This window comes from Streptomyces sp. NPDC016640, assembly GCF_043076215.1.
In the GTDB taxonomy this organism is placed as follows: domain Bacteria; phylum Actinomycetota; class Actinomycetes; order Streptomycetales; family Streptomycetaceae; genus Streptomyces.
The window spans coordinates 271774-293599 of record NZ_JBIBRG010000010.1 but is presented as its reverse complement, the minus strand read 5'-3'; the positions used below and the strand labels follow the sequence as shown (position 1 = coordinate 293599).

20 protein-coding genes, 2 pseudogenes and 1 riboswitch are annotated in these 21826 nt (G+C 72.5%); of the genes and pseudogenes, 18 read left to right on the top strand and 4 right to left on the bottom strand.

Annotated features, from left to right (window positions below; all coding sequences use genetic code 11):
* From ACF07S_RS22190 to ACF07S_RS22125, 14 genes and pseudogenes are all read left to right on the top strand, one after another.
* A pseudogene (locus ACF07S_RS22190) lies at positions 1 to 94 on the top strand (ABC transporter permease); the annotation flags it as partial.
* A complete protein-coding gene (locus ACF07S_RS22185; RefSeq protein ID WP_391963477.1) occupies positions 87 to 875 on the top strand; it encodes an ABC transporter ATP-binding protein in 789 nt (262 codons plus the stop codon). The pseudogene ACF07S_RS22190 and the gene ACF07S_RS22185, both read left to right, overlap by 8 nt.
* A gap of 359 nt (positions 876 to 1234) precedes the next feature.
* Complete coding sequence (gene hpnC / locus ACF07S_RS22180) at positions 1235 to 2146, top strand: squalene synthase HpnC (RefSeq protein ID WP_391963476.1); 912 nt, start codon at positions 1235 to 1237, stop codon at positions 2144 to 2146.
* Positions 2143 to 3093, top strand: coding sequence for a presqualene diphosphate synthase HpnD (hpnD, locus tag ACF07S_RS22175; protein WP_391963475.1), 951 nt, complete (start codon positions 2143 to 2145; stop codon positions 3091 to 3093). Before hpnC ends, hpnD begins: the two co-directional genes overlap by 4 nt.
* Positions 3093 to 3221, top strand: a complete 129-nt coding sequence (locus tag ACF07S_RS22170) for a DUF6380 family protein (RefSeq protein ID WP_391963474.1) — start codon at positions 3093 to 3095, stop codon at positions 3219 to 3221. Before hpnD ends, ACF07S_RS22170 begins: the two co-directional genes overlap by 1 nt.
* Positions 3218 to 4645: a hydroxysqualene dehydroxylase HpnE gene (hpnE, locus tag ACF07S_RS22165; protein ID WP_391963473.1), complete on the top strand. Its 1428-nt coding sequence runs from the start codon at positions 3218 to 3220 to the stop codon at positions 4643 to 4645. Before ACF07S_RS22170 ends, hpnE begins: the two co-directional genes overlap by 4 nt.
* Before the next feature lie 71 nt (positions 4646 to 4716).
* Positions 4717 to 5781 (top strand): polyprenyl synthetase family protein, encoded by a 1065-nt coding sequence (locus ACF07S_RS22160; protein WP_391963506.1) that lies wholly within the window; start codon positions 4717 to 4719, stop codon positions 5779 to 5781.
* 117 nt (positions 5782 to 5898) lie between these two features.
* Positions 5899 to 7959 carry a squalene--hopene cyclase gene (gene shc, locus ACF07S_RS22155; protein ID WP_391974892.1) on the top strand — a complete coding sequence of 687 codons (2061 nt, stop codon included), beginning with the start codon at positions 5899 to 5901 and terminating at the stop codon, positions 7957 to 7959.
* On the top strand, positions 7959 to 8600 hold the full coding sequence (locus ACF07S_RS22150; protein WP_391963471.1) for a 1-hydroxy-2-methyl-2-butenyl 4-diphosphate reductase: 642 nt from the start codon (positions 7959 to 7961) through the stop codon (positions 8598 to 8600). Before shc ends, ACF07S_RS22150 begins: the two co-directional genes overlap by 1 nt.
* Before the next feature lie 5 nt (positions 8601 to 8605).
* A complete protein-coding gene (gene hpnH, locus ACF07S_RS22145) occupies positions 8606 to 9628 on the top strand; it encodes an adenosyl-hopene transferase HpnH (RefSeq protein WP_391974891.1) in 1023 nt (340 codons plus the stop codon).
* A 98-nt stretch (positions 9629 to 9726) separates the two neighbouring features.
* Positions 9727 to 9906: pseudogene (locus ACF07S_RS22140) on the top strand (hypothetical protein); the annotation flags it as partial.
* Between the two features lie 34 nt (positions 9907 to 9940).
* Complete coding sequence (locus ACF07S_RS22135; RefSeq protein WP_391974890.1) at positions 9941 to 11380, top strand: aspartate aminotransferase family protein; 1440 nt, start codon at positions 9941 to 9943, stop codon at positions 11378 to 11380.
* 40 nt (positions 11381 to 11420) lie between these two features.
* Positions 11421 to 12035: a helix-turn-helix domain-containing protein gene (locus tag ACF07S_RS22130; RefSeq protein WP_391974889.1), complete on the top strand. Its 615-nt coding sequence runs from the start codon at positions 11421 to 11423 to the stop codon at positions 12033 to 12035.
* A complete protein-coding gene (locus ACF07S_RS22125; protein ID WP_391029383.1) occupies positions 12032 to 12157 on the top strand; it encodes a DUF6126 family protein in 126 nt (41 codons plus the stop codon). Before ACF07S_RS22130 ends, ACF07S_RS22125 begins: the two co-directional genes overlap by 4 nt.
* A 16-nt stretch (positions 12158 to 12173) precedes the next feature.
* Here ACF07S_RS22125 and ACF07S_RS22120 read toward each other — a convergent pair whose 3' ends face one another.
* Entirely contained in the window at positions 12174 to 12971 is a 798-nt protein-coding gene (locus tag ACF07S_RS22120; protein WP_391963467.1) for a tyrosine-protein phosphatase, read from the bottom strand.
* A gap of 127 nt (positions 12972 to 13098) precedes the next feature.
* Between ACF07S_RS22120 and ACF07S_RS22115 the strand changes: the two genes are divergently transcribed.
* The 4 genes from ACF07S_RS22115 to ACF07S_RS22100 all read left to right on the top strand — a co-directional run bounded on the left by ACF07S_RS22115 (position 13099) and on the right by ACF07S_RS22100 (position 19000).
* On the top strand, positions 13099 to 15243 hold the full coding sequence (locus ACF07S_RS22115) for an alpha-galactosidase (protein WP_391974888.1): 2145 nt from the start codon (positions 13099 to 13101) through the stop codon (positions 15241 to 15243).
* 284 nt (positions 15244 to 15527) lie between these two features.
* Positions 15528 to 15689, top strand: a riboswitch (cyclic di-AMP (ydaO/yuaA leader).
* Positions 15690 to 15693: 4 nt separating this feature from the next.
* Positions 15694 to 16680, top strand: a complete 987-nt coding sequence (locus tag ACF07S_RS22110; protein ID WP_391963465.1) for a peptidoglycan DD-metalloendopeptidase family protein — start codon at positions 15694 to 15696, stop codon at positions 16678 to 16680.
* A 204-nt stretch (positions 16681 to 16884) separates the two neighbouring features.
* Entirely contained in the window at positions 16885 to 17670 is a 786-nt protein-coding gene (locus ACF07S_RS22105; protein ID WP_391963505.1) for an SGNH/GDSL hydrolase family protein, read from the top strand.
* A gap of 133 nt (positions 17671 to 17803) precedes the next feature.
* The gene (locus tag ACF07S_RS22100; RefSeq protein WP_391974887.1) at positions 17804 to 19000 is read left to right on the top strand and encodes an MBL fold metallo-hydrolase; all 1197 of its coding nucleotides are present in this window, start codon (positions 17804 to 17806) and stop codon (positions 18998 to 19000) included.
* Between the two features lie 295 nt (positions 19001 to 19295).
* Here the strand turns inward: ACF07S_RS22100 and ACF07S_RS22095 are convergent, their stop codons facing one another.
* From ACF07S_RS22095 to ACF07S_RS22085, 3 genes are all read right to left on the bottom strand, one after another.
* Positions 19296 to 20609 carry an MFS transporter gene (locus tag ACF07S_RS22095; RefSeq protein ID WP_391974886.1) on the bottom strand — a complete coding sequence of 438 codons (1314 nt, stop codon included), beginning with the start codon at positions 20607 to 20609 and terminating at the stop codon, positions 19296 to 19298.
* Positions 20606 to 21427 carry a Rossmann-like domain-containing protein gene (locus ACF07S_RS22090; RefSeq protein ID WP_391974885.1) on the bottom strand — a complete coding sequence of 274 codons (822 nt, stop codon included), beginning with the start codon at positions 21425 to 21427 and terminating at the stop codon, positions 20606 to 20608. Before ACF07S_RS22090 ends, ACF07S_RS22095 begins: the two co-directional genes overlap by 4 nt.
* 207 nt (positions 21428 to 21634) lie before the next feature.
* Positions 21635 to 21787 (bottom strand): hypothetical protein, encoded by a 153-nt coding sequence (locus ACF07S_RS22085; protein ID WP_391974884.1) that lies wholly within the window; start codon positions 21785 to 21787, stop codon positions 21635 to 21637.
* Positions 21788 to 21826: the final 39 nt, after the last annotated feature.

Here is a 21826-nt window from a genome sequence, read left to right as displayed (position 1 = left end):
CGTGTGGGCGTTCGCGCTGGGCTGGGCGCTGCTGGCCGGCGCGGTCGGCTTCATCTACTTCTGGAAGGCTGAGGAGAGCTACGGCCGTGGCTGACGAGACGAAGGGCCCGCGCGTCCCCACCGTCATCGCGGACGACCTGCACATCGTCTACCGCGTCAACGGTGCGAGGACCGGCAGGGGCAGTGCCACCGCGGCGCTGAGCCGCATACTGAAGCGCGCGAAGGGCGACGCCGAGCGGGGCGTGCGCACGGTGCACGCCGTCCGCGGGGTGTCCTTCGTCGCCTATCGCGGCGAGGCCATCGGCCTGATCGGTTCCAACGGCTCCGGCAAGTCGACCCTGCTGAGGGCCATCGCCGGGCTGCTGCCCGCCGAGCGGGGCAAGGTCTACACCGACGGCCAGCCCTCCCTGCTCGGCGTCAACGCCGCGCTGATGAACGACCTGACGGGCGAACGGAACGTCATGCTGGGCGGGCTCGCCATGGGCATGTCCCGCGAGGAGATCCGGGAGCGCTACCAGGACATCGTCGACTTCTCCGGGATCAACGAGAAGGGCGACTTCATCACCCTGCCGATGCGCACCTACTCCTCCGGCATGGCCGCCCGGCTGCGCTTCTCCATCGCCGCCGCCAAGGACCACGACGTACTGATGATCGACGAGGCGCTGGCCACCGGCGACCGCAAGTTCCAGAAGCGGTCCGAGGCCCGTATCCGGGAGCTGCGCAAGGAGGCCGGCACGGTCTTCCTGGTCAGCCACAACAACAAGTCCATCCGCGACACCTGCGACCGCGTGCTGTGGCTGGAGCGGGGCGAGCTGCGCATGGACGGGCCGACCGACGAGGTGCTCAAGGAGTACGACAAGTTCACGGGGAGGTGACCCGGTGCGACCAGGGCCCCGCCGGAACTGTCCGGTGGGGTCCGGCGTCTGCAAAGGGAGCGTCGACTCCTGCCGCCGCACGGAACCCCGACGCCGAACGGTGCGTCGTCGTGCCGCGCGGGAGACCCCGGCGGTGCACGCCGCGTTGTACAACGTAAGCTGGGGCGGTCCCGAAAGGCGGCAATCAGGACCATAATGCCCGACATCATCCAGCGGTGCCGTGTGGTGAGAGTCTGGGCGGCGTGTCCGAAATGGTGTGTATTGGGTCATGAGTGTAGAACGGGAGACGTGACGGCAATGGCTACGGAGACTCCCCGGCTGGGCGCAGCGCGTGCCGTCCTCGCCCCGGGCAGTCCGCGGTGACGCCCCCCGGCCCGGCGCGTGCCGTCGACGTCGAGCGCGCCACGCTCGACAAGGCCGCCGCCGAGAACTTCCCCGTGGCACCCTTCTTCCTGCCCAGGTCCTGGCGCGACGACCTCATGGCCGTGTACGGCTTCGCCCGTCTGGTCGACGACATCGGCGACGGCGATCTGGCCCCCGGCGGCGCCGACGCCCGCCTCCTCGGAGTCCCCGCCGAGGAGGCCGCGGACCGGCTGGTGCTGCTGGACGCCTTCGAGACCGACCTGCGCCGGGTGTTCGATCCGGTGGGCCCGGAGCCGCGCCATCCGCTGCTGCTCCGGCTGCGGCCCGTCGTCCACCGCCACGCACTGACCCCGGAGCCGTTCCTCGGCCTGATCGCCGCCAACCGCCAGGACCAGACCGTCAAGCGGTACGAGACCTACGACGACCTGCTCGCCTACTGCGAACTGTCGGCCAACCCCGTCGGCCGGCTGGTCCTCGCCGTGACCGGGACCGCCACCCCGGAGCGGATCCGCCGCTCCGACGCCGTCTGCACGGCCCTGCAGATCGTCGAGCACCTCCAGGACGTCACCGAGGACCTCGGCCGCGACCGCGTCTACCTGCCCGCTGCGGACATGAAGCGCTTCCGCGTCCGGGAGGCGGACCTCGCCGCCCCCACCGCCGGCGCGTCGGTGCGCGCACTCGTCGCGTTCCAGGCCCGGCGCGCCCGGGACCTGCTGGCGGAGGGCGCCCCCCTCGTGGGCAGCGTCCGCGGCAGACTCAGGCTGCTGCTCGCCGGTTTCGTGGCGGGGGGACGGGCGGCCGTCCACGCGATCGCCGCCGCCGAATACGACGTACTTCCCGGCCCGCCCAAGCCCGGCAGACTCCAGTTGCTGCGCGAGGCGGGCGCGACTCTGCGAGGAAAGGGGTGATCCGGACCGTGGAGCCGCAACCGGACGCGTCCGCGCCGGTACTCGCCGCGTACAGCTACTGCGAGGCCGTCACCGGACAGCAGGCGCGCAACTTCGCCTACGGCATCCGTCTGCTGCCCGCGCCCAAGCGGCGCGCGATGTCGGCGCTGTACGCGTTCTCCCGGCGCGTCGACGACATCGGCGACGGCACGCTGGCGGACGACGTCAAGGTCGCCCGGCTCGAGGACACCCGGGCGCTGCTCACCCGCGTCCGCGAGGGCGCGGTCGAGGAGGACGACACCGACCCCGTCGCGGTCGCCCTCGCCCACGCCGCCGAGCACTTCCCGATCCCGCTCGGCGGCCTGGACGAACTCATCGACGGCGTCCAGATGGACGTCCGCGGCCAGACGTACGAGACCTGGGACGACCTCAAGGTCTACTGCCGCTGTGTCGCCGGCGCCATCGGGCGGCTCTCCCTCGGCGTGTTCGGCGCCGAGAAGGGCGCGCGCGGTGCCGAGCGCGCACCCGAGTACGCCGACACGCTCGGCCTCGCACTGCAGCTCACCAACATCCTCAGGGACGTCCGCGAGGACGCCGAGGGCGGGCGCACCTACCTGCCCGCCGACGACCTGGCCAAGTTCGGCTGCTCGGCCGGGTTCGACGGGCCGGCCCCACCGCAGGGCTCCGACTTCGCGGGCCTCGTGCACTTCGAAGTGCGCAGGGCCCGCGCCCTTTTCGCCGAGGGCTACCGGCTGCTGCCCATGCTCGACCGGCGCAGCGGCGCCTGCGTCGCCGCCATGGCGGGCATCTACCGCCGGCTCCTGGACCGCATCGAGCGCGACCCCGGGGCCGTGCTGCGCGGCCGGGTCTCCCTGCCCGGCCGGGAGAAGGCGTACGTCGCGGTGCGCGGCCTGTCCGGACTGGACACCCGCAACGTGGCCCGGCGGACCGTCAGGAGGCGTGCCTGATGGACACCCCGCTCCCCGGCGGGAAGCGGCGGGCAACCCTCCGCCGCGAGCCCGCGTCCCCCACGGAGACGGCCGGCCGCACACGGTCCGAGCGGCGCGGCGGCCGGTCGGGGGAGGGCGCACCATGAGCCACGGCACACGGGCCGGGGGGCCGCTCGCGGACGACCCGGTCCCAGCGGGACGCCACGCCGTCGTCGTCGGCGGCGGACTCGCCGGCGTCACCGCGGCGCTGGCCCTCGCCGACGCCGGGGTGGGGGTCACCCTGCTCGAAGGCCGGCCGCGCCTGGGCGGACTCGCCTTCTCCTTCCGGCGCGGCGACCTCACCGTCGACAACGGCCAGCACGTGTACCTGCGTTGCTGCACCGCCTACCGCTGGTTCCTCGACCGGATCGGGGGAGCGGAGCTGGCACCGGTGCAGGACCGTCTCGACGTTCCCGTGCTCGACGTCCGGCGCCCCGCGGGGCGCCGGCTGGGCAGGCTGCGGCGCGACGCGCTGCCGGTCCCCCTGCACCTGGGGCGCAGCCTCGCCGCGTATCCCCACCTCTCGCTCGCCGACCGGGCCGCGGTGGGCCGGGCCGCGCTCGCGCTGAAAGGGCTCGACCTCGCCGATCCGGCCCTGGACGGCCAGGACTTCGGCAGCTGGCTGACCGCGCACGGCCAGTCGGCGCGCGCCGTGGAGGCCCTGTGGGACCTGGTCGGGGTCGCCACCCTCAACGCGGTCGCGGCCGACGCGTCGCTGTCGCTCGCCGCGATGGTGTTCAAGACCGGTCTGCTGTCGGACCCCTCGGCGGCCGACATCGGCTGGGCCCGGGTGCCGCTGGGCGAACTGCACGACCGGCTCGCCCGCGAGGCGCTCGACTCCGCGGGGGTGCGCACCGAGATCCGTACACGGGTCACCTCCGTCTCCGCGAACGGCGACGGAGGGTGGAGCGTCCGGGTCCCCGGTGAGACGGTCCGGGCCGACGCAGTCGTCCTCGCCGTACCGCAGCGCGAGGCGTACGCGTTGCTGCCCACGGGCGCGCTCGACGCCCCCGAGCGACTGCTCCGCATCGGCACCGCGCCGATCCTCAACGTCCACGTCGTCTACGACCGCAAGGTGCTCGCGCGACCCTTCTTCGCGGCCCTCGGCACTCCCGTGCAGTGGGTCTTCGACCGCACCGAGGCCTCGGGACTGCGGCGGGGCCAGTACCTGGCGCTGTCCCAGTCGGTCGCCCAGGACGAGATCGACGAGCCGGTCGCCGCGCTGCGCGAGCGGTACCTGCCCGAACTGGAGCGGCTGCTGCCGCCCGCGCGCGAGGCACGCGTGGAGGACTTCTTCGTCACCCGGGAGCGTTCCGCCACCTTCGCTCCCGCCCCCGGCGTCGGACGGCTCAGGCCCGGCGCCCGCACCAAGGCACCCGGCCTGTACCTGGCCGGCGCGTGGACCGCCACCGGCTGGCCCGCGACCATGGAGAGTGCGGTCCGCAGCGGCGTCGGCGCGGCGGACGCCGCCCTGGGCGCCCTGGGCCGGCCCCGCCCCCGCCACCTCTTCGCGATCGAGGAGGCGGCGTGACGCTCCACCAGCAGGGCGCGGCGGACCTCCGCACCCCCGGCAAAGCAACAAGAGGAGAGACTGTGCCCACTGTGCCCCCGGCCTCGCAGGCCGCTCGACGGACCGCGGTGGACGTGTCCGCGCTCCTGGAGCGCGGCCGCACCCTGGCCACTCCGGTACTGCGGGCGGCCGTCGACCGCCTGGCACCTCCCATGGACACGGTCGCCGCCTACCACTTCGGCTGGATCGACGCCCAGGGCCGGCCCGCGGACGGCGACGGCGGCAAGGCCGTGCGCCCCGCCCTCGCCGTGCTGTCCGCCGAGGTCACCGGTGCCGCGCCGGAGACCGGCGTGCCCGGCGCGGTCGCCGTCGAGCTCGTGCACAACTTCTCGCTGCTGCACGACGACCTGATGGACGGCGACGAACAGCGCCGGCACCGCGACACCGTCTGGAAGGTGCACGGCCCCGCCCAGGCCATCCTGGTCGGCGACGCCCTGTTCGCCCTGGCCAACGAGGTGCTGCTGGAACTCGGCACCGTCGAGGCGGGCCGCGCCACCCGCCGGCTGACCACCGCGAGCCGCGCGCTCATCGACGGCCAGGCCCAGGACATCTCCTACGAGCACCGCGACCGCGTCAGCGTCGAGGAGTGCCTGGAGATGGAGGGCAACAAGACCGGCGCCCTGCTCGCCTGCGCCAGCTCCATCGGCGCGGTGCTCGGCGGCGCGGACGACCGCACCGCCGACACGCTGGAGAGGTACGGCTACCACCTCGGCCTCGCCTTCCAGGCCGTCGACGACCTGCTCGGCATCTGGGGCGACCCCGGGGCGACCGGCAAGCAGACCTGGAGCGACCTGCGCCAGCGCAAGAAGTCCCTGCCTGTCGTGGCCGCCCTCGCGGCGGGCGGACCCGCCTCCCGGCGGCTCGGCGAGATCCTCGCCGCCGACGCCAAGAGCAGTGACGCCGAGAACTTCTCCGAGGAGGAGTTCGCGGCCCGCGCCGCCCTGATCGAGGAGGCGGGCGGCCGCGAGTGGACCGCCGAAGAGGCACGCCGTCAGCACACCATCGCCATCGAGGCCCTCGACGCCGTCGACATGCCCGACGAGGTGCGGGCACGGTTCGCGGCGCTCGCGGACTTCGTCGTCGTACGAAAGAGATGATCACCATCGGTCGAATAGCCCTCGCGTAGTCGCCGGCCGGTGTTGCGGGGAGAACGGCACCGGCCGACGGCGGACCCACAGCAGACACCACTCGCAGGACTGCACGAAGGGGAAGCCATGACAGCGACGACCGACGGAAGCACCGGGGCGGCCCTGCCGCCCCGCGTGTCCGCGGCCAGCGAAAACGACACCGACATCCCGGGGGCGGCCGGGGTTCCCGACATCGCCGCCCGCGCCATGCGGCGCGCCGCCGACTGCCTGCTGTCCCGGCAGGACGACCAGGGCTGGTGGAAGGGCGACCTCGAGACCAACGTCACGATGGACGCCGAGGACCTGCTGCTGCGTCAGTTCCTCGGCGTCCGCGACGAGCACACCACCCGCGCCGCCGCCCTGTTCATCCGCGGCCGGCAGCGCGAGGACGGCACCTGGGCCACCTTCCACGGCGGACCCGGCGAACTCTCCGCCACCATCGAGGCGTACGTCGCGCTGCGGCTGGACGGCGATGCGCCCGGGGACCCGCACATGGCGAAGGCCTCCGCCTGGATCCGCGAGCAGGGCGGGGTCGCCGCCTCCCGGGTGTTCACCCGGATCTGGCTGGCCCTGTTCGGCTGGTGGAAGTGGGAGGACCTGCCCGAACTCCCGCCCGAGCTGATCTGGTTCCCGTCCTGGGCGCCGCTCAACATCTACGACTTCGGCTGCTGGGCCCGGCAGACCATCGTCCCCCTGACGATCGTCTCCGCCGAGCGGCCGGTCCGCCCCGCCCCGTTCCCGCTGGACGAGCTGCACACCGACCCCGCCCGCCCCAACCCGCCGAGGCCGCTCGCTCCCGCGGCCAGTTGGGACGGCGCCTTCCAGCGGCTGGACAAGGTCCTGCACACCCTGCGCGGGGCGGTGCCGCGCCGCCTGCGCCGGGCGGCCGTGAACACCGCCGCCCGGTGGATCATCGAACGGCAGGAGAACGACGGCTGCTGGGGCGGCATCCAGCCGCCGGCGGTGTACTCGGTCATCGCGCTGCATCTGCTCGGCTACGACCTGAACCACCCGGTGATGCGCGCGGGCCTGGAGTCGCTGGACCGGTTCGCCGTCTGGCGCGAGGACGGGGCCCGGATGATCGAGGCCTGCCAGTCCCCGGTGTGGGACACCTGCCTCGCCACCATCGCGCTGGCCGACGCGGGCCTGCCCGCCGACCATCCGCAACTGGTCAAGGCCGCAGACTGGATGCTCGGTGAGCAGATCGTGCGGCCCGGTGACTGGTCCGTGCGCAGACCCCATCTCCCGCCGGGGGGATGGGCGTTCGAGTTCCACAACGACAACTACCCCGACATCGACGACACCGCCGAAGTGGTGCTCGCGCTGCGCCGGGTCAAGCACCACGACCCCGAGCGGCTGGACAACGCCATCGGGCGCGGGGTGCGCTGGAACCTCGGCATGCAGTCGAGGAACGGCGGGTGGGGAGCCTTCGACGTCGACAACACCAGCCCGTTCCCCAACCGGCTGCCGTTCTGCGACTTCGGCGAGGTCATCGATCCGCCGTCGGCCGACGTCACCGCGCACGTCGTGGAGATGCTCGCCGTCGAGGGCCTCGCCCACGACCCGCGCACCCGGCGCGGCATCCAGTGGCTGCTCGCCGAACAGGAGCCGGACGGCTCCTGGTTCGGGCGCTGGGGCGTCAACTACCTGTACGGCACCGGCTCCGTCGTGCCCGCGCTGACCGCCGCCGGGATCCCCGCCTCGCACCCGGCGATCCGGCGGGCCGTGGCCTGGCTGGAGTCGGTGCAGAACGGCGACGGCGGCTGGGGCGAGGACCCGCGCTCCTACGAGTGCGCCGCCCGGTGGAGCGGCCGGGGCGCCTCGACCGCCTCGCAGACGGCCTGGGCGCTGATGGCGCTGCTGGCGGCGGGGGAGAGGGACTCCGGTGCCGTCACCCGCGGCATCCGGTGGCTGGCGGTCACCCAGCGCGAGGACGGCTCCTGGGACGAGCCGTACTTCACCGGCACCGGTTTCCCCTGGGACTTCTCCATCAACTACCACCTCTACCGGCAGGTCTTCCCGCTCACCGCACTCGGCCGGTACGTGCACGGGGAGCCCTTCGCCAAGCAGCGGGTCGCGGCCGCGGCAGGCCCCGAGCCGGCGGACGCCCCCGCGTTCCCGTCCCTCGCCGAGGCGAAGGGAAGCTGATGAGCGGCCGCCCCGCCCCGGTCCCGCTGCTGATCGCCTGCGCCCTCGGCATCGAGCGGTCCGCCCTGCGCGGCCGGCAGCACGCTGCCCCGGGAGGGCCGGTCACCGTGCTGCGCACCGGTATGGGGCCGGTGGCGGCCGGGCGCTCGGTCACCCGGGCGCTCACCGGACCGGCCCTGCGGGAGGCGGCCGTCCTGGCCACGGGCTTCTGCGCGGGGCTCGCCCCGGGCATGCACCCCGGCGACCTGGTCGTCGCCGAGGAGACCCGGGACCCGTGCGGGAGCGTCCCCTGCGCCGGGACCGAGCTGCTGGTGAGGGAACTGGTGCGGGCGGTGCCCGGGCGTACCGTCCACACCGGGCCGCTCACCGGCTCCGACCACGTCGTCCGCGGTCACGAACGGCCCGCGCTGCTGGCGACCGGCGCGATCGCGGCCGACATGGAATCGGCGGCCACGCTGCTGAGCGCCGTCCGCGCGGGCGAGCGCCCGGTTGCGGCCGTACGGGTGGTCGTGGACGCCCCGGAACACGAACTCGTCCGCATCGGCACGGTACGCGGTGGAATATCGGCCTTCCGCGTCCTTCGTCGCGTACTCCCGGCTTTCTATCAATGGCACCGTTCCTTGCTGCTCCCCAGGAGGTGAGCCAGATGGCCATGCCGCTGCGTCAGTCCATCAAGATCGCTACATACTTGGCCGAACAGAAGCTGCGCCGGCGGGACAAGTTCCCGCTCATCGTCGAACTGGAACCGCTCTTCGCCTGCAACCTCACGTGCGAGGGATGCGGCAAGATCCAGCACCCGGCCGGGGTGCTCAAGCAGCGGATGCCCGTCGCCCAGGCCGTGGGCGCCGTGCTGGAGTCCGGGGCGCCGATGGTGTCGATCGCCGGCGGAGAACCACTGATGCACCCTCAGATCGAGGAGATCGTGAGGCAGTTGGTGGCCCGCCGGAAGTACGTCTTCCTGTGCACCAACGCCATGCTGCTGCGCAGGAAGATGGACGGCTTCACCCCCTCGCCCTACTTCGCGTTCGCCGTGCACATCGACGGGCTGCGCGAGCGGCACGACGAGTCGGTGGCGAAGGAGGGCGTGTTCGACGAGGCGGTGGCGGCCATCAAGGAGGCCAAGCGCCGCGGCTTCCGGGTCACCACCAACTCCACCTTCTTCAACACTGACACCCCGGGGACCGTCGTCGAGGTGCTCGACTACCTCAATGACGACCTCGAGGTCGACGAGATGATGATCTCGCCCGCATACGCCTACGAGAAGGCCCCCGACCAGGAGCACTTCCTGGGCGTGGAGCAGACCCGCGAGCTGTTCAGGAAGGCCTTCGCGGGCGGTAACCGGCGCCGCTGGCGGCTCAACCACTCCCCGCTGTTCCTCGACTTCCTCGAGGGCAGGGTCGACTTCCCGTGCACCGCGTGGGCGATCCCGAACTACTCCCTCTTCGGCTGGCAGCGCCCCTGCTACCTGATGAGCGACGGCTACGTGCCGACGTACCGGGAGCTGATCGAGAAGACGGACTGGGACCGGTACGGCCGGGGCAAGGACCCGCGCTGCGCCAACTGCATGGCGCACTGCGGATACGAGCCCACCGCCGTGCTCGCCACCATGGGATCGCTCAAGGAGTCGCTGCGCGCCCTGCGCGAGACGGTCTCCGGGAACCGGGAGTGAGGCCGTGACCGCCGTCTCCCTCGGCATGCCGTCCGTTCCGGCCGGGCTCGCCGAGCGCCGGAAGAGCCGGCGGATCCAGGTCGGGCCGGTGGCGGTGGGCGGGGACGCCCCGGAGGTTCCCGGAGGAGTCCGCGGGCCCGGCGATCCCGGTGCTGGACCGGATCGGCGGCATGGGCGTGTTGCGCCGGACGGACGGCGCCGGGGCGCTGCTGGTGGCCGTGGGCGTGATGGCGTCCGTCTGCCCCCAAGCCGCCGACCTGCTCCGAGCGCGCGGTGTCCACGAGACCCACAGGACCTACAGGAGCACCGGGCATGACCACTGGGGAGTCCGCGGCGGAGCCGTCGCCGACCGGGCCGTTCGACCTCGGCGCGCTGCTGGCCGAGCGCGGAGCCGAACGCTACGAACTGCACAGCAGGTACCTCAACCACCAGCTTCCGCGCATGCTGCACACCATCGGCTTCGACAAGGTCTACGAGCGCGCCGAGGGCGCCCACTTCTGGGACGCCGACGGCAACGACCACCTGGACATGCTCGCCGGGTTCGGGGTGATGGGCCTGGGCCGCCACCACCCCGTGGTCCGCAAGGCGCTGCACGACGTCCTGGACGCCTCCCTCGCCGACCTCACCCGCTTCGACTGCCAGCCGCTGCCCGGGCTGCTGGCCGAGAGGCTGCTCGCGTACAGCCCGCACCTGGACCGGGTGTTCTTCGGCAACAGCGGTACGGAAGCGGTGGAGGGCGCGCTGAAGTTCGCCCGGTACGCGACCGGCAGACCGCGCGTCCTGTACTGCGAGCACGCCTTCCACGGCCTCACCACCGGTGCCCTGTCCGTCAACGGGGAGTCCGGCTTCCGGGACGGCTTTGCCCCGCTGCTGCCCGACACGGCCGTCCCGCTCGGCGATCTCGACGCGCTGGAGAGGGAGGTGCGGAAGGGGGACGTGGCCGCGCTGATCGTCGAGCCGATCCAGGGCAAGGGCGTGCACGAGGCCCCGCCCGGCTATCTGCGGGCCGCGCAGGAGCTGCTGCACCGGCACGGGGCACTGCTGATCGTCGACGAGGTGCAGACCGGGCTGGGGCGGACCGGTGACTTCTACGCCTACCAGCACGAGGAGGGCGTCGAGCCGGACCTGGTGTGCGTCGCCAAGGCGCTCTCCGGCGGATACGTGCCGGTGGGGGCCACGCTCGGCAAGGACTGGATCTTCCGCAAGGTGTACTCGTCCATGGACCGGGTGCTGGTCCACTCGGCCAGCTTCGGAGCCAACGCCCAGGCCATGGCGGCGGGCCTGGCCGTGCTGTCGGTCATGGAGGACGAGCGGGTCGTGGCGCACGTCCGGGCCACCGGCGACCTGCTGCGGACCCGCCTGGCCGCACTCACCGAGAAGTACGAATTGCTCGCCGACGTCCGCGGCCGGGGGCTGATGATCGGCATCGAGTTCGGCCGGCCCCGGTCACTGAGGCTGCGGGGCCACTGGACCATGCTCCAGGCCGCCCGCAAGGGACTCTTCGCGCAGATGGTGGTCGTGCCGCTGCTGCGACGGCACCGGATCCTCACCCAGGTCTCCGGCGACCACATGGAGGTGATCAAACTGATCCCGCCGCTCGTCATCGACGAGCGGGACGTGAACCGGTTCGTGGACGCCTTCACCGCGGTGATGGACGACGCGCACGACGGCGGCCTGATGTGGGAGTTCGGCAGGACGCTGGTCAAGCAGACGGCCGCCGGCCGCCGAGCAGGCGATTTGCCTCTGAGGTAAGAAAATTGCCGCGGAGGCAAATCTGCGGCTGAATGGAGGCATGAGTTCCTCCGACACGGAGCCGCCCGCCGGCGCGCTCCCCGTGGTCGCGCCCCAGCTGCGCGCCCTGCGGCGACGGGCCTCCCTGACGCTGGAGGCCGCCGCCCGCGACGCGGGTCTGTCGCCCGCCCACCTCTCCCGGCTGGAGACCGGGCAGCGCCAGCCCTCGCTGCCGATGCTGCTCTCCCTCGCCCGTACCTACGGTACGACGGTCTCCGACCTGCTCGGCGAGACGGCAGCCGACCGGGACGCCGCGGTGCGCGCCGCCGACATGGAGCCCACGGCCGCGGGCGGCTGGACGTACTGGCCGGCCGGTGCCGCGGGGCGCGGCATGCAGGCCCTGCGGGTGCACGTGCCGCACCGTTCCCAGGGCGACATCGTGCGCGTCCACCCCGGCGAGGAGTGGCTGTACGTCCTCAAGGGGCGGCTGCGGCTGCGGCTCGGGGACGCCCTGCACCGCCTCGGTCCGGGCGACAGCGCGCACTTCGACTCGCTGACCCCGCACCGCATCGCCGCTCAGGATCCCGACGGGGTCGAGCTGCTGTTCGTCCACACCCTGCTGCAGAGTCCCACGGCCGCGCTGTGCCTGGGCCCCACCGACGGAGAGGCGTCATGACCGGCAAGGACATGGAGGAGAAGTTCCCCCGGGCCCTGTGGGTGAGGCTGTTCATCTACATCGCGGTGGGGCACGTCTTCGCGGCCTTCGTCTATCTGCTCTTCGAAGTGGGCGCGAAGTGACGGCCGGCCGCCGGCCTCAGTCGAGCATGCGCTCGCGCAGCCGCTCCCGGGCCTCGGGGGTGAGCCCGAGCGCCTTCTCCAGATAGGGGTCCACGCCGCCCCAGGTCTCCTCGACGGTCTCGAAGGCGGCCGACAGATACTCCGCGCGCGCGTCGAACAGCGGGTTGAGCAGCTCCATGACCTCGGGGGAGTAGGCCGAGTCGGCGCTGCCGTTGCGGTGCACCTTGTAGCGGCGGTGCTTGGCGTTGGACTTCAGGTAGTCGTCCAGGATCGCGTCCCGCTCGACGCCCAGCGCGAGCAGGGTCACGGCCACCGACAGTCCCGCCCGGTCCTTGCCGGCCGCGCAGTGCATCAGCGCGGGCACGCCGTCCTCCGCGAGCGAGCGCAGCACCCGGGAGTGCTCGGCGGTGCGCTCCTTGATGATCAGCCGGTAGGAGCTGATCATCCGGTCCGCGCCCTTGCCGTCCGCGAGGATCGAGCGCAGCTGGTCCAGGTCGCCGTCGCGGACCATCCTCCAGAACTCGGCGCCGTCGGCCGGGTCGCTGAGCGGCAGGTTCACATTGCGCACGCCCGGCAGCTCGACGTCCGGCCCCTCCAGCGCCTGGTCGGCCGCGTTGCGGAAGTCGAAGACCGTGTGGAGCCCGAGCGAGGACAGGAAGACGGCGTCCTGCGCGGTCGCGTGGGCGAGATGACCACTGCGGAACAGCACCCCGTGCCGCACCCGCCGGCCGTCCACGGTCGGCAGTCCGCCCACGTCGCGAAAGTTGCGTACGCCGGCCAGCTCGGGTTCCGTCGACGGGATCTGCTGCGTCACGTAGGACTCCTCCCACTCGGCTGCGCCGGCGCGGCTCGCCGACGGGCACCACTTGACGATACGACATGCCTGCCTGGGGCAATGAGTTGTCCACAGGCATTGCCCGGCCGCCCCGACGGCACCGATGATGTTGGTGTCTGACCGCATCTGTTCGAATCCGTGGGAGGTTCGGGTGGCGGAGGTCTCGCAAGACGGTCGTACCTGGCTCCTCTCGGGGCCGACCAGCGGTTACGCGGTGCACGTCACGGACCGCGACGAGCTGGTGCATCTGCACTGGGGCCCGAGGATCGCGCTCGCCGACGCGCGGGCCCTCGCGCGGCGCCCCCTGCCGGACGACTGGCCGTTCGAGTCCCGGCTGGACGGGCGCGAGGAGTACCCGGTCGAGGGCGGTCCCCGGTTCACCCGGCCCGCCCTGTCCGTGCGCACCGGCGAACGGCGGGGCACCGAGTGGGCCTTCGACGGCCACGACACGCACGACGGTGAACTCCGCCTCCGCTTCCGCGACGGCGGACTCGGGGTGACCCTGCACTACCGGATGCGCGGCGATGTGATCGAGCGCTGGGTCACCCTGCACAACCGGGGCCCCGACGTCGAGCTCCTGCGCGCCGACTCCGCCACCTGGACCCTGCCCGAGCGGGAGCGGTGGCGGCTCTCCCAGCTGCACGGCCGCTGGGCCGCGGAGTCCCGGCTGACCCGCTCCCCGCTCACCTACGGGGAGAAGGTCCTCGGCAGCCGCCGCGGCCACACCGGGCACCAGCACCTGCCGTGGGTCGCGCTCGACACCGACGCGACCGAGGAACGGGGCGAAGTCTACGGCTGCGCCCTCGGCTGGTCGGGGTCCTGGCGCATCTGCGTGGCGCAACTCCCCGACGCGCGCGTACAGATCACCGGCGGCGCGGGTCACGACGACTCCGGGCTGCTGATGCTCGGCACGGACGAGACGTACGTCACGCCGGTCTTCGCGGGGCTGTGGAGCGACGGCGGCTTCGGCGGGGCCAGCCGCGCGTGGCACGCCTACCAGCGGACCCATGTCGTACCGGGCGCGGACCGGGACCGGCCCGTCCTGTTCAACTCCTGGGAGGCCACCGGCTTCGACATCACGCAGGAGCAGCAGCGGGAACTCGCCGGGCGGGCCGCCGCGATGGGCGTCGAGCTGTTCGTGGTCGACGACGGCTGGTTCGGCGCGCGCACCGGAGACCGGGCCGGGCTCGGCGACTGGACGCCCAACCCCGACCGTTTCCCCGGCGGCCTGAAGCCGCTCGCGGATCATGTGCACGGGCTCGGGATGCAGTTCGGCATCTGGGTCGAGCCGGAGATGGTCAACCCGGACAGCGACCTCTACCGCGCCCATCCCGACTGGGTGCAGTACCGGCCCGGACGCCGGCGTACGGAGTTCCGCAACCAGCTCGTCCTCAACATCGCGCGCGACGACGTGCGGGACCACCTCTGGGAACAGCTCGACGGGCTGCTCTCCAGTGCCCCGATCGACTATGTGAAGTGGGACTTCAACCGCTGCTTCACCGACGCGGGCTGGCCCGGGGACCCCTACCCGCAGCGGTTGTGGACCGACCATGTGCGCGGGCTGTACGCCCTGCTGGACCGCTTGCGGGCGGCCCATCCGGACGTGGCCTTCGAGTCCTGCTCGGGCGGCGGCGGCCGGATCGACCTGGGCATCCTCTCCCGCACCGACCAGGTGTGGACCTCGGACAACACCGACCCCCTCGACCGGCTCGCCCTCCAGCACGGCTTCAGCCAGATCCACCCCGCCCGGGTGATGGCCGCCTGGGTCACCGACAGCCCGAACGCGATGCTCAACGGCCGGGTCAGCTCGCTGCGCTTCCGGTTCGTCAGCGCCATGGCGGGCGTGCTCGGCGTCGGTGGTGACCTCACCCGGTGGACCGGGGAGGAGCTGGCCGAGGCGCGGGAGTGGATCGCCCTCTACAAGGAGATCCGGCCCCTCGTGCAGCGCGGTGACCTCTACCGGCTGCGCCCGCCGGAGGGCGGGCTGAGCGCGGTGCAGTACGTCCTGGGTGACGAGACCGTCGTCCTCGCCTGCCTCCAGGCGCAGCACCACGGGGAGCCCGTGCCGGCGCTGCGGCTGCGCGGCCTCGACCCGGCCGCCTCGTACGAGTGCCGCGAATCGGGCGAAGTGCACCGGGGTGCCGTCTTGCTGCACCACGGGCTGCCCACCGGGTTGCGAGGGGATCTGGACGCCGCGGTGTTCCGGCTGCGACGCCTGCGATCCACCCATTCGGGCGTTCTGTCCGATTAAGCCGTTTAGGTATAACGCGCCCCGGTAGAGCACTAGATGAGGATGGGGTGCGTGAGCATCGTCATATGGGTGACGGTGCGCTGTCGTCATGTGCACGTAATTCCGGGGAACGGCAAGGGAATTCAGCGCCGAAACGGAATCCGGGTCGACGCCCGGTGACGTGGTTTCCGCCTGTGGATCACGGAAAATCGCATTCGTCGAGAACCTCGCGCTTGTCCCCGCGCGTCCGGGTCGCTTACGTTCACCATCGATCCGGACGGACGCCTAATCCTGCCGCCGCCCGGAGCCCGCACACACTGACCCGTGAACGGCAGGAACGGGGGACCCACAGGTACGACCGCCTGTTCCGGTTCCCGGAACGGCTTGGGGTTAAGCCGCGTGAAAGCGCGGCCGGGCATCTCCAGTCCGAACCCGACAGCTCACCTCGTAGGCGCCGGAGAGGAATTCGACATGCCCGCCAAGGGTAAGCACCGCCGTACCAAGGCCCAGCGTTTCACCCGTTCCATCGCCGTCGCCGGAACCGGTGGCGCGGCGCTCGCACTGCCGCTTCTCGGCGCCACCGGCGCACACGCCGCCGCACCGCAGACGGCCCCCGAAAAGACCGTCCAGTCCCTTTCCGTCGCCGGCCAGAAGTCCGCCGCCGAGAAGGGCGACGACGCCCGCACCTACGTCGTGAAGGCCGGCGACTACCTCGCGAGCATCGCCGACCGGGAGGACGTCGACGGCGGCTGGAAGAAGCTCTACGCGGACAACCGCGAAGCCGTGGGCGAGGACCCGTCGCTCATCCACCCCGGTCTGAAGCTCTCCATAGACGGCGAGGCCGCCAAGAGCGCGCCGGAGAAGTCCTCTTCCCCGAAGTTCCCGAAGTCCTCCGCGCCGTCGCGGTCCACGGAGTCCTCGAAGCCCTCCGAGGAGTCGCAGCCGAAGGCCGAGAAGCCCGCCGCGCAGCCGGCCGGGCAGTCCGTGGAGCAGTCCTCCTCGGACGCCTCCGCGCAGACGGCCGCCTCCGGCCAGGCCGCGGACGCCTCCGGTTACAGCTCCCCGGTGCCCGGCGGCGGCGTCGGCACCGGCTACAAGGTGGCCGGCAGCATGTGGTCCAGCGGCTACCACACCGGTGTCGACTTCGGCGTCCCGACCGGCACCTCCCTGAAGGCCGTCGGTCCGGGCACGGTCGTCTCCGCGGGCTGGGCCGGCGCGTACGGCAACCAGGTCGTCATCCAGCTCGCCGACGGCTACTACGCTCAGTACGCCCACCTGTCCTCGCTGTCCGTCTCGGCCGGCCAGAGCGTGAGCGGCGGCCAGCAGGTCGGCCTCTCCGGCTCGACCGGCAACTCGACCGGTCCGCACCTGCACTTCGAGATCCGCACCACCCCGGACTACGGCTCGGACGTGGACCCCGTCTCCTACCTCCGCTCGAAGGGCGTCGCCCTCGGCTGACCCCCGAACCCGCACCGCCCGGCGCGCCGCCGAGGGCCGGACCCGCTCACCGGGTCCGGCCCTCGGCGTGTTCCGCAATCGGCCGGCTCTTTGAAAGTGTCTTATGTCACCGCACGTCAACCCGTGCTTACGGTCGCGTAGGTCACATTCGAAGGTGAATCATGTCCGGCTGTGGCAGACGATTCGAAGAGTGACAGCAGAACAGTGATCGGGTCGTACGTGGCGGTGGGGGACAGCTTCACCGAGGGCGTCGGCGACCCCGGGCCCGACGGGGCGTTCGTCGGCTGGGCCGACCGGTTCGCCGTCCTTCTCGCCGACCTCCGGCCCGAGGGCGACTTCCGGTACGCCAATCTCGCGGTGCGCGGCAGACTGCTGGACCAGATCGTGGCGGAACAACTTCCCCGGGCCGTCGAACTCGCCCCCGACCTGGTGTCGTTCTGCGCGGGCGGCAACGACATCCTCCGGCCGGGCAGCGATCCGGACGAGGTGGCCGAGCGCTTCGAGCGGGCGATCGCCGCGCTCGCGGCCGCCTCCGGCACGGTGATGGTCACGACCGGCTTCGACACCCGCGGCGTCCCCCTGCTCAAACACCTGCGCGGCAAGATCGCCACGTACAACGGGCATGTGCGGGCCGTCGCGGACCGGTACGGCTGCCCGGTGCTGGACCTGTGGTCCCTCAGGAGCGTGCAGGACCGCAGGGCGTGGGACACCGACCGGCTGCACCTGTCGCCCGAGGGGCACACACGCGTGGCGCTCCGCGCGGGCCTGGCCCTGGGCCTGGACGTCCCCGCCGACCCGGAACAGCCCTGGCCGCCCCTGCCGCCCCGGGGCGCGCTCGAAATCCGCCGGGACAACGTCCAGTGGGCCCGCGAGTACCTGGTGCCGTGGATCGGCCGCCGCCTGCGCGGGGTGTCGTCGGGCGACCACGTGATCGCCAAGGGCACGCTGTCCCCGGACGACATCAAGGTACGGATCGCGGCGGTGGCGTGAGTGTCCGCCCGGCAGCGCGACGGTCGGGGGAGACCGGGGCGTGCGGCGGGCGACCGCCCCGGCCGGACCCGGCACCGCGCCGTCGGACCGGCCGCCCATAATGAAATGTCTGACCACTCCACTTGGAGGTACCGTGGCCGGTTTCCGTCTCCAGAGCTCCGGGCTCCGCGCCCTGCGGCCCGTGGCCTTCGGCGCGGACCCCGGTGGGGAGCGCATGGCACGCATCCGCAGATCCCCGCACTTCGAGGACGGCGTGTTCCAGAACCCCGGGGGCACCGCCCGGACCCGCCCCTCGGGCTCGACGCGGGACCTCGCGAAGCTCTACCTCGACAAGGAGAGCCGGTCCCGGCGTGCCCCGAGGGGCGCCGTGCCGGTGCATCCCACCACGCTCGCCGACATATCCCGCCCGCCCGCCACCGGCCTGCGCCTGACCTGGCTGGGCCACTCCAGCGTGCTCGCGGACATCGACGGGCACCGGGTCCTGTTCGACCCCGTGTGGGGTGAGCGCTGCTCGCCGTTCCCCTTCGCCGGTCCCAAACGGCTGCACCCCGCGCCGCTGCCGCTGACCGCGCTCGGCCCGGTCGACGTCGTCGTGATTTCGCACGACCACTACGACCACCTGGACCTGCCCACGATCAAGGCGCTGGCCGGCACGGACACCCTGTTCGCCGTGCCCCTCGGCGTGGGTGCGCACCTGGAGCGCTGGGGCGTGTCCGCGGGACGGCTGCGCGAGCTGGACTGGCACGAGGCGACGAAGGTCGGCGGCCTCACGCTGACCGCCACCCCGGCCCGCCACTTCTGCGGCCGGGGCCTGCGCAACACCCAGCACACGCTCTGGGCCTCCTGGGCGGTCGCGGGCGACGAGCACCGGATCTACCACAGTGGCGACACCGGCTACTTCGAGGGCTTCAAGGACATCGGCGCCGACCACGGCCCGTTCGACGCCACGATGATCCAGGTCGGCGCGTACTCGGACTTCTGGCCCGACATCCACATGACGCCCGACGAGGGCGTCCGGGCCCATCTCGACCTGCAGGGCGGCGACCCGGCGGCCGGGGTGCTGCTGCCCATCCACTGGGGCACCTTCAACCTGGCGCCGCACCCGTGGGCGGAGCCCGGTGAGTGGATGGCGGACGCCGCGGCCGGGGCCGGGCAGGCGGTCGCGTTCCCGCGGCCCGGTGAGCCCTTCGAGCCGGCCGGGCAGCTGCCGACCGAGCCCTGGTGGCGGCCGCTGTCCGGTCCGATCGCGCGTCTGTGGCGGGATCCCCGGGGGGCTGAGGGCGTGGCTGAGGCGAATAGGGGTGATCTCGACCTCGCGGACGAGCGGTGACGTCGGTTGGGGCGAGCTCGACGAGATGGGGTGGATCTCTGGAGCGCCGACCGGTCGACTGCGATCGTGGGCAGCCGAGTGCCGGGCGCGGAAGCCGGCTCGTTCCGTGGCGAGAGCGCCTCGGCCTGAGGCACTCTCGCCCGGGAGGCGGCTCCGCCTCACCCCTCCACCGCAGGATCACCGTCTTGTCGCTCATCAACGCCCACACGAGCGGCGCTGTGAACCTCAGCGGCGCCGGGATCACCGCGCCCGGGCCAAGACGCCGCATGCCGTGCGCGGGGCATGCGACGGGGTCTCAGGCCGTCGTAGGCGGAGGAGCGGACCGGGTCACCACCCGGGCGAGGACGAGTGCCACGAGCGTCAGCCCGCCCAGCACCGCCGCCGTACCGGGGTAGTCGCCGAGCGCCAGCCCCACGCCGCCGAGTGCGGCCCCGAGGAAGACGCCGAAGCTCATACCGGCGGCGTTGATGCTCAGCACCGTGCCGCGCAGGGAGCCGCAGCGGCGTACGAGCAGTGTGGTGACGCAGGCCGCCACCGTCGCGTGTCCCGCGCCGACCAGCGCCGTCAGCGGAAGAGCGAAGAACAGCGACTGCGTGAAGAAGACGCCGACCAGAGCGGACAGCGCCACCAGCAGTGCCAGTGCCATCACGTATTCGCTGGAGATCCTCGTCCGGTCCGCACTCAGCAGCCGGCCGGCGAACAGGTTCCCCAGGAAGAACGACGTGCCGCTGAGCGTCCACACGATCGCGAACGCTTCGGGTCCGAGACCGAAGCGTTCGTCGTAGAAGGCCGCGAGGTAGGCGAGGTAACCCATGAAGGCCGCCGTCCGCAGCATGGCGACCAGCAGCAGCGGGACCACTCCGGGCAGGGCTCCCAGCAGCCGGAACGACTCCAGGTATCCCGGCTTCTCCACCTGCTCCGCCGGCTCCGCGGCCCCACCCTCCGCATCATGGCGACGGCGGCCCCGGAGGAGGAAGTACAGGGCCAGCACGGACGAGATCGCGGCGATCGCCCACAGGTCGCCCTGCCAGCCCCACAGCAGTGCCGGCAGCGCGACCAGCGGCGCCGCGAGGAGCGCGGTCAGCGACTGGGTGGCGGTGATCAGGGTCGCCGCGCGGCCCGCGGCGGCGTCGTTGTCGAAGCGGTCGGCGGCGGCCGCCGTCAGCGCGGGGTTCAGTACCGCCGTACCGGCGCCGACGAGCAGGCAGAAGGCCGCCAGCATCAGGAAGTCGCCGCTCGCGCCGAGCGCGGCGGAGAAGGCCAGGACGGCGAGTCCGCCCGCAGCCGCCCATTCCTTGCGTACACGGTCGATCAGAGGGGCCAGCGCGGTCCCCACGGCCAGGGCCGCGAGTCCGCCGAGGCCGCGCAACTGGCCGAGTGCGGCGACGCCGCCGTCCGCCGCACGGGCGATGGGCACGAGGAAGGTGCTGTAGATGGTGAAGGGCACCAGCCCGGTGGCCGAGGCGAGCATGAACGGCCAGAGGAGGCGGGTCATCTCGAGATCGCCCGGTACGGCTCCGCCGCCCGCCACGGCCTGCCCCACGGCTGTGCCGGCGGCCTTGCCCGGAGCCCCGGGCGAGGCCGCGGCGCCCTGGGTCTCGCTGCTCATGCCTGCTCCGCCCGGTACCGGTACAGCGCGGTGGCGTCGGCGCTGAACTGCGAGAAGGGGAAGGGCTCGGCGGACAGCGCGGTCACGCCGGCGCCCAGGAAGGCGCGCGCGACGGCGCTGCCGGTCTGGGCGTACACCACCAGAGGGAGTTCCTGCTTGCGGCAGTGTTCGAGGATGTGGTCGAAGCTGCCGTTGCTGAGGGTCATGCCGGTGGCGACCACGGCGTCCGCCTGGGCGAGAACCTGCGTCATGTCCTCGGTGACGGGGTCGCCCCAGTTGGTGGTGCGCAGGTTGAAGTCGCAGGGCAGCGGGACACCGCCCTGCTCGCGTATCGCGGCGACGAGCGGGTTGACGACGCCGATGAGGGCGACCCTCGCCCCGGGTGCGATGTCGAGCAGCCCGGCGACGGCCGCGTCCCTGGCCTGCGCGCGCTCCTCCGGCGTTCCGGTGGGCAGCGTGACGGTCTCGGCGTTCGCGGCGCTGCGGTGCGGCTGGACGCGCCCGAGGTAGGCGTCGAGCGCGGCGATGCGCACCGGCGCCGAGTCGTGCCGGATGAGGGTGTCGAGGGTGTGCCCGGAGGCGTCGGCGCAGAAGTCGGGGGTGACCTCGCCGGCTTCGAAGGAGCAGGCGCCGAAGGCGTCGCCGGACCTCATCAGCAGGTAGCTGTTGCGGTAGGTGATCTGGCTGCCGGCGAGCCGGGTGGTGTGGTGGAGCCAGAAGGCGCTGGTGACGGCCAGTTCCTGCGGGCTGGGACCGAAAGAGCCGTCGAGGACGGCCTGCTGGAGCTCGGGTACGGAGTACGGCTGCGAAAGGGGCATATCGGTTCCTTCTCGAGAATGTTGACGAACGGGAGGGGAGGTCAGGGAAGGCCGGCGAGCCGCTTCGTCCGGCAGGGGAGTGCGGGGCGTCCGGCGGGCTGGGAGCACAGCAGAAGAGAACGCCGGTTCCGGACCGTTCGGCCGGAGCCAAAGCGATGCGCGAGCAGGGCGGGAGACATCGGACGAAGCCGACGGGTGCCCCGGCGGTCACGTGGTGGCGTCGGCCACCCCTTCCGGTGTCCTCTTGTCCGTGTGAGCGAGCACGGCTTCCGCCACCTCGCCCGGAGCCGCCGTCTCGGCGGCATCGAGGAGGCGCGGCAGGAGAACGAAACCGCGTGAGAGCTGCTCGTCAAAGAACATGACGGGGCGCCTTGCGGCAGGACAAGGGCGGTACGAAGG